Genomic DNA, 12,119 nt, shown 5'->3' on the forward strand with positions numbered 1-12,119 from the left:
CGCTCACTCTTGCTGTGGATAAGCACTGCGGATAATGACTGCAGATAGTAGATGGACATAAAAACGGGGCTTGCCAAATGGCAAGCCCCGGTGCGTTAACGCCGGTATGCGCAGTTAATTGCCCGACCAGCCCAGCATAATCGGTACGTAAACCACTAACAGCAGCACCCCGATCAGCCCCAGCAGGTAAGGGATAATCGCGCGGGTAATCCGCTCTAGCGGCAGCTGGGTGATCGAGGAGGCCACGTAGAGGTTAATCGCCACCGGCGGGGTAATCATGCCAATGGATAGCCCCACCACGATAATCAAACCAAAGTGGATCGGGTCAATCCCCAGCTGCAGCACCAGTGGCAGTAGCACTGGCGTAAGAATAATCAGCGCACTGGCGGTTTCGATAAACACCCCGGTGAGCAGAATAATCCCAACGATCAGCAGCATAATCACGTAAGGGTTGGTGGAGAGCGACAGCACCGCCTGGGCAATCGCCCCCGGCACCTGCCAGCTTGACAGCGTCCAGCTCAGCACCGCCGACATGGCAATCACCAGCATAATCACCGCGGTGGTCATCGCTGAACGGATCAGCAGCTTATACACCTGCGGCAGTGTTAGATCGCGATAGACAAACAGCGACACCAACATGGCGTAGTTCACCGCCACCACCGCGGCCTCTGAAGGCGTGAATATCCCCGAGAAGATACCGCCGAGGATAATTACCGGCGTCATCAACCCCCAACTGGCGTCTTTAAAAGTCGCCCAGATAGTCGCCAGCGACAGCGGCGTGCCTTTGGGGTATTGGCGCTTATAGGCCTGCGCAATCGCAATGGCCATCAACCCCAGCCCCATCGCCAGCCCCGGCAAAAAGCCGTTTAGAAACAGCTTGGAGACCGACTGCTGGGCGATGACCGCGTAGATGATCATAGGCACCGAGGGCGGGATCACCACCCCAATGGTGCCGCTGGCGGCAATCAAACTGGCTGCCGAGGCCGGATCATACCCTTTGCGCTTGAGCTCCGGCACTAGGCTTGAACCCACGGCGGCGGTCGTTGCCGCACCAGAGCCGGAAATCGCCGCAAAGAACATGCCCGCCATCACCGAAACCACCGAAAGCCCGCCGCGCATAAAACCCACTAGCGAGTCGGCAAAGCTGACCAGCTTTTCGCTCACCTTGCCCTGGGCCATTAAATCCCCAGCGAGGATAAACATCGGGATCGCGACCAGGGCAAAGGAGTTAATGCCCTGGAACATCTGTTGGGTGACCACCATCAGCGGCACGCCGGATTGGTGCAATGCATATAGTGTGCTGGCGCCAATCGCAAAGGCAATTGGCACGCCCAACAGCATAAACAGGAAGAACAGCCCAAACAGCAGCAGCGTCATAGCGACTCCTCCTGGGGCTGGGTGGTTTCGCCATTAATCAGCAGCTCAATGATATCGACCAGCGCATACCACGCCATGATGGCCGCACAGATCGGCATCACCGCGTAGACGTAGGTCATCGACAGCCGCAGCGAAGCGGATTTCTGAAAGCTCTGCACCTGCATATAGCGGTAGCCGATTACGATCAGCGCGATCATAAACGCCAGCACGATCAGCAGAGCGGCAATGCGGGCGATTTGGCGCAGGCGACCGGGCAGGGCATCCACCGCAAAGGTCACGGCAATATGCCGCCCGCGCTGAAACGCCAGCGTGCCCGCTAAAAAGGTGATCCACACCAGCAGAAAGCGGGCGACTTCTTCGGTCCAGCCTACCGCAGTGAACAGCACCCGGGAGACGATCTGCAGGGTAATCACCCCAATCAGCGCCGCCATGCCCGCAAAGACCACGGGCTGGATGATGGCGTCCAGAAAACGTTCAGTACGCTGTAGCAACGTTACCAGTGGGTGCGTGTGAGTGGGCACTTACTTCACTTCCTCCTGGATGCGTTGCAGGTAGTCGCCGAACTGATCACCGTACTTTTCATACACCGGGGCAACGGCTTCCTGGAAGGCGGCGATATCCGGCGACTGATTGATTTCCATGCCCGCCTCGGCCAATTCGGCTAACTGCTCTGCTTCCATAATGGCGTTCTGTTCCCTGGCATAGGCAGAGGCTTCGCTGGCGGCATCAAGTACGATGTCCTGAACCTCCACTTGCAGACCGTTCCAGGCGGGTAAGCTCATAATGAAAATCGCTGGCGCGTAGATATGCCGCGTCATGGTGAGGTAGTCCTGGGTTTCTGCCAGGTTAAAGGCATGAATAGCGTTAACCGGGTTCTCCTGACCATCAATCGTGCCCTGTTGCAGCGCGGTCAGTGCTTCTGTCCAGGCCATGGGCACGGCATTGGCGCCGAGCTCGCGGAACGTATCCACGTAGACCTCGTTCTCGATAACCCGCAGTGTCAGGCCGTCGAGATCTTCGGGCGCATTGATCGCGTGCTGACTATTGGTGATATTGCGAAAGCCGCGTTCTGCAAAGGCCAGCCCTTTCAGGTTCACATCTTCTAACTTGGCCAATATTTCCTGGCCGATCTCGCCATCCAGTACGGAGTAAGCGGATTCGGCGCTTGGAAACAGGAACGGCAGTTCAAACACTGAGAACTCATCAACGAAGTTGGCCACCGGCCCGTTGGTGATCACGCCCATATCGACGGTGCCGATCTGCATGCCTTCCAGAAGAGTGCGCTCGTCACCTAAGGAGGCGTTGGGAAATATCTCAACCGAGACCGCGCCGTCGGTCTGTTCGCTGACCAACTGCTGAAAGCGCTCTGCGGCAATATGGTAAGTATCTTCTGTATTTACCACGGTCGCTAAGCGCAGGTTAATAGGGGTAATTTCCTCGGCCTGGGCCATTAGCGGTAAACCCAACAGGCCAGTGCACAGCAAAGTTAGGTTTAACTGTTTGAATTTGCTTGTATAACAGGATGCGGCGTGAGCGGTAAAACGGGCGCGATGTTTCACATTATCTCCTAGTGGTGGCTGTTCTTATTATCTTGGTGGGCTTCATCTATACCATATCGAGCTAACAGGGCAAATTACTTATTTTTATTCCACTATTCGCGATAATAATCCAAAAAATCTTTATAGATCTTAGGCTTGAGTGGTTTTAAGGTTAGCGCTAGCCTGCAAGCATTAACGATTGATTAACTGCCTTGGAAAGCGATGGTAAGGCTTGGCCGGTGGTGAGTCTTGCTAACCATGTTCTTACTAACCAATAACCATGGCGACGCCAGCTAAAACAGGAATAACCAATGGATAAGTTGCTCAACGACCTAGTGGCGGTAGTCGGCCCAGAAAACGTGTTGCTCGGTGACGATGTCTCCCAGCGTAGCGTCGACTGGTTTACCGGGGCGCCCTGTCGTGCCAAGGCCATTGTCAGGCCCCGCAACACCGAACAGCTTAGCAAAGTGATGGCGCTGTGCTACCAGGCCGACCAGCTGGTGGTGACCCATGGCGGCATGACCGGCATCGTGCACGGCGGTGAAGCCAGCCCGGAGGAACTGGTGGTGTCTCTGGAACTGATGAACCAGATCGAAGAGGTCGACCTAGTTGGCTCTACGATTCAGGTTCAGGCCGGGGTGACACTCCAACGGGTACAAGAAGCCGCAGCGGAGGTCGATATGCAGTTCCCCCTCGATCTCGGCGCCCGGGGTTCGTGCACCATCGGGGGTAATATCGCCACCAACGCGGGCGGAATACGGGTCATTCGCTACGGCATGATGCGCCAGCAAGTGCTGGGGCTGGAAGCCGTGCTCAGCGATGGCACCGTGGTCAGCTCGCTCAACAAAATGCTCAAGAACAACGCGGGCTACGACCTCAAACAGCTATTTATCGGTAGCGAAGGCACCCTGGGCATTGTCACCCGCGCCGTGCTGCGGCTGCAGCCACATATGCCCAGCGAGCAAACCGCTCTGGTCGCGGTGCCCTCCTTCGATGCCTTGACCCAGCTGTTGCGCAGGGTCTCCCAACAGCTCGCCAACAGCCTTAGCGCCTTCGAGGCGCTGTGGAATAGCCACTACAAGCTGGTCACCACCGAGAGCGGTAAGCACGCGCCGCCACTGGCCGACGACTCGCCTTTCTACGCCATCATCGAAACCCTGGGCCTGGATGATACCCAGGATGCGGAGCACTTCGCCGAGATACTGCAACAGGCCATGGAAGACGGCTTGGTCACCGACGCCGTGCTAGCCAATTCCGGTGCCCAGCGCCAAAGCATTTGGGCGATTCGGGAAGATATCGAAGTGCTGGTGAAAGAGCTGAAGCCGATGTTCTCCTACGATATCAGCCTGCCGATTCCGCATATGGACGCCTACGTCGATACTCTGGAGCAAAGCCTCAAGGCGCAGTTTCCCCAAACAGGAAAAATGATCGTGTTCGGCCATCTCGGCGATGGCAACCTGCACATTATGATCACGGTGCGCGACGACAGCCCGCAAAGCCGCCGTCAGGTTGAGCAGTTGGTTTACTCCCCGCTAAAAGAGTACGGCGGCTCGATCTCTGCCGAACACGGCATCGGGCTCGAAAAGCGCGACTACTTGAGTATTTCCCGCTCCAGCGAAGAGATCGCTTTAATGAAGCGCATGAAAATCGCCCTGGATCCCAAGCTGCTGTTGAACCGCGGCAAAATCGTGGCGGTGGAGTGAGTTTGGCGGTTTGACTATAGGCCGTCCAGGGCGGAGGGGGCTGGTGTTATCAGCTCCCTGGTAAGTTGCCGCAACCAGTGGATGCCCGAATCGTGATCCTTCCTTTCATCCCAGCACAGGCAGACTTTGAACGCTGGGACGTCCAGAGGCAGGGCGTAGAACTTCAGGCTATTGTTGCGGCAAACGACCCTGGCCGCGCTCTCTGTGACCACGCAGAGCAGCGTTGTCGATACCAATATTTCCTGCAGGGGGTTGATGTAGGGCGTCTTGGCGACGATTTTTCGCTCCAACCCCAGTTCCCGCAGCTTTTCATTGATGAGCAGCGGGCTGTCCTCGCGATGGGATAAAGCCACCTGCGGGGAGTTTAAAAACGCCTCAAGAGTGATGGCGCTGCCCTCGCCATGAAAGGTGGCATCGCCCACACAGCCAATCACATCATCAAACAGGTACTCGTGGTGCGAGGTGAGCGGCAAGGTTTCGAGCTGCACCACCGCAAGATCAATATCGTGCTCTTGCAGAACCTGCTGGGCGCCTTCCGCGCTGGCGATGCGCGTGGAGAGCATGTTGAAACACACATCGGGCGCGTGTTCCAAGCAGTGCTGGATAAGTTTGGGTTGCAGTTGCTGGCTGACATAGTCCACCAGGCTGACACGAAACTCCCGCTTCGATGTGGCGGGAGCAAACTCGCTGTTGCTGTGAACCGCCTGATCAAGGTAGAACAGCCCTTTGGCCACCGCGGCGTCCATCTGCCGGGCAAGCGGGGTGGGCTGCATCCCGTCCAGCGTCTTGATGAACAGCGGGTCGTCCATTAACAGGCGCAGCTTTTTCAGCGAGTGGCTGACCGCCGGTTGCGTCAAGCAGAGCGCCTCTGCGGTCAGCGTCAAACTCCGTTTCCCATAAAGCGTGTGAAAGACCAAGAGTAAATTGAGATTTATCTTATTGAGTCTGCTCGCCAGCTTCATATGGGGGGTGTCAGCCATCAGGCGTGTCTCTTAATCAGCAGGCGAGTTACTTGAGCGCTTCCTGAATGCGCGGCAGGTAATCACCGAATTGCTCGCCGTACTTCTCATACACCGGCGCCACGGCGGCTTGGAAGGCTTCCATATCCGGATTGTCGTTGATCTCCATGCCGGCATCACGCAGCGCTTGCAGCTGTTCGCTCTCCATCTCTGCGTTCACTTGGCGCTCATGCTCGGCGGCTTCCTGGGCTGCCGCTAGCAATACTTCCTGGGCGTTTTCAGGCAGTTGGTTCCAGGCGGGCATGCCCATGACAAAAATCGCCGGGGCGTAGGTGTGGCGGGAAAGGGTCATGTAGTTCTGGGTTTCATCCAGGTTGAACGAGTGAATCACGTTCACCGGGTTCTCCTGGCCATCGATAGTGCCTTGCTGCATGGCGGTAAGGGCTTCAGTCCATGCCATAGGAATCGCGTTGGCGCCCAGCTCGCGGAAGGTGTCGGTGTAGACCGGGTTCTCCATCACGCGGATACGCAGGCCATCCAGGTCTTGCGGTGTGTTAATTGCCCGCTCGCTGTTGGTCAGGTTGCGGAAGCCGCGCTCGGCGTAGGCCATGCCTTTCAGATTCACCTCAGAAAGCTTATCGAGCAGCTCCTGGCCAATCGGGCCATCGAGCACTTCGTAAGCGGCTTCCGGGGAAGGGAACAGGAAAGGCAGTTCAAATACCGCCATCTCTTCAACAAAGTTGGCTACCGGACCGTTGGTAATCACGCCCATATCGACGGTGCCGATCTGCATGCCTTCCAGCAGCGTGCGCTCGTCACCGAGTGAGGCGTTGGGGTAGATCTCGATATCCACCTTGCCGTCGGTGCGCTCTTCCACTAGCTCTTCAAATTTGGTGGCGGCGATGTGGAAACCATCCTGCTCATTAACCACGTGGGCCAGGCGTAGGGTAACGGGATCCATATCAGCAAAATCAGCGGCGTTTGCGGCGCTGACCAGCGCCAGTGAGATGCCCAGAGCCAGCGTGCTACGTGCAAAAGTTTTCATATTATTGTGTTCCCAATGGACTAAGGTGCAGAAGTGCTTCCAAAGCATGCACCAGAGAGGGGAAAACGGTCAATCGACCCCGCCTGCAAAACCGCTTCGCGGCTGGACACAGCGCCCCTGCACGGTTACGATACGCACCCACAAGCGCCCGTAGCTCAGTTGGATAGAGTATCGGCCTCCGAAGCCGAGGGTCGCAGGTTCAAATCCTGCCGGGCGCGCCAAATTGTAAAAACGGGGCCTGCGAGAAATCGTGGGCCCCTTTTTTGTTTTGGGCTTGACTGCTATCGGCCAAGAGCAGTCATTCAGACGAAGCTGTATAACGCCTTGGGTAAGCTGCCGGTACGGAGCGCAGCGTAGTGCCGGTCAGTTTCACCCATTGGTTAGCCCATTTAGGGGCCAAAACTCGGGCCTGGGTCTGATCTGGGTGGAGTCGGCCGGGGCGGATTATTATCCATCCACAGTTTCAGCTCACTCAACGAGGCAAACTCCAAGGCTCCAATCGCATCTTCGTCGGGATTCTCAATAATCAGCTCAATACTATCGGTACCACTTTCTTCAAAATCTGATAGCCACGAAACATACGCCTCAAAATCTTCAAGCTCCAAACCGATATTGCCAGAAAGGAACTCATCAACGAACGATTGATCCTCGCATCTCGGGTCCGGATAAGCCTTGTCATCAAGACCGTTTTGCTCGCCCCATATCTGTGCATTACAGACTTCATGCGCGTAGCCATTGAGAACTATTGTTCTTTTCTCATCAGGGATCGACCAAGCTATCAGATGGCACGCCAAGTGTTCACCAAGGAAGGTTTCTTCCCTGCAGAGCGCTTTGCACATTGCCAAACGACGGGGCTTCCTGTTCTCAGATCGAATATCAGACTCTTCGTACTTGAATTCTGCCATTGCGAAGCGCGAACCCTCCGACATAAGGCAGTCCGCTCCCAACCAAGCGTCTTGACCATCAAGTGGCGCACCGATAAACCTCTTGCCTTCGCCTTCGGCGGCCTTTTTCAACCGGCTCACGAAAACATTCATGACCGATAGCTCATGCTTTCTCTTTAGTGGGCTGGTCATCCCGAAATTACTCCCTTTCTTGCACTGGCTAACGCTTGCATAAACGGCGGCCTGACAAGGCCGTCCGGTGGAGGCCCTTCAGGCCGGAACGAATTTGATGCAATTCTGACCTAATGTGCGCCTAAAAAACCCAATGCCTGTGTGATCGCTTCGTCAGCAGTGTCGCGATCAGTCCATGCAGCGTTCGGGAAGGGAACCCAGACTTGGAAGTCTGTAGGCTTCTTCGAGAACTTTCCGTTAACGACGGGGTATGAAGGCTGCAGATGGAAGTAATCTTTGTAATACACACTAGTGCTAAAACGACTCGATTGGAGATCATGCAACACTTCGATTCGAAACTGGGTGTCTTCTCCGCCATACGGCATTACGAACTCCACGATCTTAGCGACTTCGTAGAACTCACTGCAGTTTGTATAAGCGTTTGATTGAATTATGACTCCTCCTTTTGTAAATACCGCGGTGCATACGCTCTAACGCTGCGCTCTGCGGCAAGTTTGGAGCGCAGCAGAAAATTTGTCCGGCAGCAGCGCCTTGACAGGCAGAAGGTCATAGGTGTTATGCCAACCTGCCTACAGATCTCACTTTACGGCTTTTCGAACAGTAATTTTCCAACCCACCAAATCGATTGGCCAAAATTGGATATTAACTGCTCTCCTTGCCGTAAAAACGAGTTGCTATCGTCAATCCCAGCGAGCTTTAACGCATCCCCAATCTTCGAGCTGGTAGGATGAGCATCACCTACTCGCATATCATAAGCCCCCGCAATTGGACCAAATACTTCACGAGCTTTTTCGGGGCCCACCTTTTGAGCCAGTACATCCTCAAGGAGTTTATTTGACCCCAGTTTATCCTTGTTTGAATGTGTTGAAAGTTTACGAAGCTCACGCATATCCAACCTATCAGAAAAAATGCGAACGAGTTCTTTTGCCAATCGTAGAAGAGATGCCTGATCCTTACTGGCGAATCGAGATATATGCTTCATAGCTTCTAAGCGGTTTATGTCATGCGTAAAAAGCGGAACGTCAAAGACGTCTCGAAAACCGTTTTCAAGCATAGCCATAACCTCGAAAAAAAGCTCCTCCACAGCGTGGGTAGATGCCGGTTGAGCTTTCACTTGCGCATCCAATAACTCGCTTGAAACCTTCCCATCTGGAACGACATTTTGGGCCGCCCAGATATGCTGCTCCCATGCAGGAAGACGAGCTATGTCGTAAGCGTAGATGGTAATTAAATCCGAAGAGTTTATCCCAAAGTGAATCGAATACCCGGAAGTCGATTTTATGCAGCCAGTTCCTGCTGTATACCACCCAAGCGAAAAACCGCGGAGTTCAAGAAGCTCGTTAACAATGCTGGACCGAAACCACAACCATCTACCAATGTCTTCACTATCCAATTGGGAAGACGCCAAACGAGTGCCATCAGTTTCCACTATGAATTGAGGCAGGTTTTTATCTGCATCTCCTCTTACGCGCGTGCTAATCCCTTGGTGATCTATCCATTCATCTCGCCAGAACTCCCCCTCCACTCGGACACCTTCATAGCCACCTTTGTGTCCTCGGGAATTTTCATAATCTGTGTTTTCGTTGGTTTCTGGCCCCATCACGGGAGCATCTTCATCTTCGTCTACATCTGTTCGCCAAGCGCGGAACATCGCCCAGCTTCCGCCAAAAACGTCATTGATGTTGCGAATCAGTAGTTCATATCGACCACCATCTCGCTCTTCTTGATGACTCTCTAAACCCGCATAGTGACTAGTTTCAAGAGAGGTTACATTTTCCACTCTTTGACGGTAGTAAGAGAGTCGTAACGCCAGGTTCCTAGCTGCTAAGTAATCCAGCAAGTATTCTCTTTTGATTTCGATCTGGCGTTGCTCACCGTTTTCATCGAGAACCTCACGAGCAACAACTATAAAATTCTCTTCAGGTCTAACCCAATGACCTCCCTCTTTTATGAGGCGGAGAGCTGCGACAAGATCGGGATTCAATATCCATTGTCTTCCACCGACTACTGGTAGAGGCAATTCTAAGACCAAATGAACACCTATCGGCTCTTTATCGTTATATTGGTATTCATCAATAGTCGAGTAGTCCCCATCCTCGTATGCGTAAGGGCCAATTGTCCTACTAAGTCCGATATCACCCCAACTCAATTTCTCAGCGATCTCACGGTTTTCTGGTAAAAACGCAACGGACCCACAGCCAAAAAACTCGTTGCTGTAGCCCAAACTCTTAACGTTACCGTGCTCGTTATCTACAGCCGCTCTCAAAGGTACCCAAGTCGATTTAGAAAATGTACGACGGGTCTCTTTCTTTTGAAGAATCCAATCTTGATCCATCTGTGATTAGTCTCCTTAGGCATAACGCCAGCCATAAGCGGCGCCCCGACAGGGGCGTCCGGTGGAGGGCCATCGGCCCGGAACAACCTTAATGGTCTTGTTATGCATTTTTGCATTTAACAACATAAGCCTTATGGGTGTCTGCTAAACCCAAATTGCAGTTGGCAATTGCGTACAAGTAACCCAGCCTTGAATGTCCCTCGATTAGTTGCATTCCCGACCCTATATCTGAGTAGCCGGGTATAACGTCATGAGGAAAACTCTTTACATCTAAAAAAACTGGTGGTGTTCGCCAAGTTCCATGACTCTTCCAGTGATCTTTGTCTTTTTCGAGGCAAGGGAGTTGTTCATACGCGATATAGCTTGCACCTTCTGCAACATAACTTCGATAATCACCTATGACTCTTACTTCTCGAAGCTTCTCTAACGATAAATCCTCTAGCACAATGTTAATATCGTCAAAATCAATCCAGCCATAGTTATTTACACAATTACGATCATAGTAGAGCCCATAGAGCCACTGTTCCAAAACAGCTTTAGGTATATTAAACCGTTTTTTTAATCGAAGATAATAATTTTCAACTGATTCATCTGAAATGTTAAAACTGTTGAAATCACGATATGGCTTGAGGTCTTTCCAGCTGTCGCTGGTTCTTTCCCATTCGACGTCATCAATATATAAACGCCTTACTTCAATTTCAGATAGCACCAAAACCTCCTGATGCATAACGCTCGGCTAAACGGCGCGAACGAAGTGAGTATCCAGCGGAGTGAAAAGGAGCGAACTTGAGCCTCTTGTTAGGCATTCTATGCTGTTTTTTGCCGTATAAATAAATTGACGCCCTCGAGCATGAGACGTATGCGTGCCCTATCTTCTACTTCAGACCACTCCCCGTGAGCGGCGTGATTTCGTATGCCAGACCACGCTGTGATGTCTTTTACATCTTGCTTAGTGATAAGCTCTTCCTCTCGCAATGTTTTGCAATAGGAATCTAAGCTAGGTTTTTTACCTCCTAGACTTAAACCTTCTTCTTCGACCCAAGTCCTTAAGAATTCCTCGAGCGTAGCGCCAATGAGAACCGCAGGCGCTGCGGAATGCACTTTAGGATTTTCGAGTAATGTATTTGATTGCTCCAATAAGTCTGAGACAACATCTAGTTCGGCTTGTCGCTTGGGACTGATTCCACCAACAAGTCCATTTTCCATATGCGCTATAAATGAACTCAACACTTCGCTTACTACGTTCTTTTGATAAGAAGTAACGGTGCTGTCCACACTGGAAATTTGCTTCACAAAAGTATTATTCGGACCACCAACTTTCGATAGAAAATCATATATTCGAGCCTTAAGGCCTTTTAGCTTAGCGCCGTCTGAGTCGCCAAGTTGCTCTACTTCCTTTTTCAAGGCTTTACAGTGAGCAATAACATGTTCAAATTCCATATATATATCCATTGTGATGCCTAACGCTACCATCACGCGCTTGTCGCGTGCATAGCCTTTTTATTGAAAGCGTTCAGGGAATTTATTAGCCAGCCTATCAGATATTTCATGTAAATTTGTTCCAATTGAGTATCGCTCACTATCCCACACCGTGGCCAGAAAACCCTCGCCTGTGTTTTCCCCGCTATTCAAGGGGGAATCATAATTATCCAAGAAAAGCTGTTCTATGTATTTTGCGATACGGTTTTCGCACTCGTAGAACGTTACATATAGTAGTTCTTATTCCGGCCATTTTTCAGTGATGTGACTTTTTATTCGTCCCAGTGCAAAGCCTTTGCCAGCATATAAGCAAAGCATTCTATGCATGTCGTGGTCATAACACTCTGTATGCTCAATCCACAAACCGTAGACCCCCATCTTTCCTTTGAGGTCAGTCAAATACTCATGAACCGATAGTCCTTCGTCTTCATCTATTTTATCCACGGATAACATCACGCAATAATCACGATTAAATACATCGTGCACGGTGATATTTTTACGAAGCTCGTCCGACAAAATAGAATTGAATTTTTCATGATCTAAGCCTTCACATTCACATTGAAGGAACTCTGAATCACTCATGTTTGGCACAGTTCTCCTTTGGAGG

The 12,119-nt window shown here is 52.1% G+C and carries 11 protein-coding genes and 1 tRNA gene; 2 read left to right on the forward strand and 10 right to left on the reverse strand.

From position 1 onward, the window contains the following. Positions 1 to 114: 114 nt before the first annotated feature. From KUC_RS06865 to KUC_RS06875, 3 genes are read right to left on the reverse strand one after another with little or no spacing between them, the layout of a single operon-like run. A complete protein-coding gene (locus tag KUC_RS06865) occupies positions 115 to 1,377 on the reverse strand; it encodes a TRAP transporter large permease (RefSeq protein WP_007112428.1) in 1,263 nt (420 codons plus the stop codon). Next, positions 1,374 to 1,898, reverse strand: coding sequence for a TRAP transporter small permease (locus KUC_RS06870; protein ID WP_040479779.1), 525 nt, complete (start codon positions 1,896 to 1,898; stop codon positions 1,374 to 1,376). Before KUC_RS06870 ends, KUC_RS06865 begins: the two co-directional genes overlap by 4 nt. Next, positions 1,899 to 2,936: a TRAP transporter substrate-binding protein gene (locus KUC_RS06875; protein ID WP_007112430.1), complete on the reverse strand. Its 1,038-nt coding sequence runs from the start codon at positions 2,934 to 2,936 to the stop codon at positions 1,899 to 1,901. A 290-nt stretch (positions 2,937 to 3,226) separates the two neighbouring features. Here KUC_RS06875 and KUC_RS06880 point away from each other — a divergent pair, with 290 nt between their 5' ends. Then, complete coding sequence (locus KUC_RS06880; RefSeq protein WP_007112431.1) at positions 3,227 to 4,618, forward strand: FAD-binding oxidoreductase; 1,392 nt, start codon at positions 3,227 to 3,229, stop codon at positions 4,616 to 4,618. 14 nt (positions 4,619 to 4,632) lie between these two features. Here KUC_RS06880 and KUC_RS06885 read toward each other — a convergent pair whose 3' ends face one another. Together KUC_RS06885 and KUC_RS06890 are read right to left on the reverse strand one after the other, a co-directional pair. Continuing rightward, on the reverse strand, positions 4,633 to 5,598 hold the full coding sequence (locus KUC_RS06885) for a LysR family transcriptional regulator (protein ID WP_040479782.1): 966 nt from the start codon (positions 5,596 to 5,598) through the stop codon (positions 4,633 to 4,635). A gap of 28 nt (positions 5,599 to 5,626) precedes the next feature. Then, positions 5,627 to 6,622 carry a TRAP transporter substrate-binding protein gene (locus KUC_RS06890; RefSeq protein WP_040479783.1) on the reverse strand — a complete coding sequence of 332 codons (996 nt, stop codon included), beginning with the start codon at positions 6,620 to 6,622 and terminating at the stop codon, positions 5,627 to 5,629. Between the two features lie 144 nt (positions 6,623 to 6,766). Between KUC_RS06890 and KUC_RS06895 the strand changes: the two genes are divergently transcribed. Then, positions 6,767 to 6,843, forward strand: a tRNA-Arg gene (locus KUC_RS06895). 168 nt (positions 6,844 to 7,011) lie between these two features. Here the strand turns inward: KUC_RS06895 and KUC_RS06900 are convergent. From KUC_RS06900 to KUC_RS19770, 5 genes are all read right to left on the reverse strand, one after another. Then, a complete protein-coding gene (locus tag KUC_RS06900; RefSeq protein WP_007112434.1) occupies positions 7,012 to 7,698 on the reverse strand; it encodes a calponin homology domain-containing protein in 687 nt (228 codons plus the stop codon). A gap of 583 nt (positions 7,699 to 8,281) precedes the next feature. Continuing rightward, positions 8,282 to 10,033, reverse strand: a complete 1,752-nt coding sequence (locus tag KUC_RS06910; RefSeq protein WP_007112435.1) for a hypothetical protein — start codon at positions 10,031 to 10,033, stop codon at positions 8,282 to 8,284. Between the two features lie 100 nt (positions 10,034 to 10,133). Then, positions 10,134 to 10,742, reverse strand: a complete 609-nt coding sequence (locus KUC_RS19070; protein WP_050804813.1) for a hypothetical protein — start codon at positions 10,740 to 10,742, stop codon at positions 10,134 to 10,136. 98 nt (positions 10,743 to 10,840) lie between these two features. Continuing rightward, positions 10,841 to 11,473: a hypothetical protein gene (locus KUC_RS06920; RefSeq protein WP_040479789.1), complete on the reverse strand. Its 633-nt coding sequence runs from the start codon at positions 11,471 to 11,473 to the stop codon at positions 10,841 to 10,843. A gap of 279 nt (positions 11,474 to 11,752) precedes the next feature. After that, a complete protein-coding gene (locus KUC_RS19770; protein WP_040479791.1) occupies positions 11,753 to 12,094 on the reverse strand; it encodes a hypothetical protein in 342 nt (113 codons plus the stop codon). Positions 12,095 to 12,119 lie beyond the last annotated feature (25 nt).

Source organism: Vreelandella boliviensis LC1, from assembly GCF_000236035.1.
In the GTDB taxonomy this organism is placed as follows: domain Bacteria; phylum Pseudomonadota; class Gammaproteobacteria; order Pseudomonadales; family Halomonadaceae; genus Vreelandella; species Vreelandella boliviensis.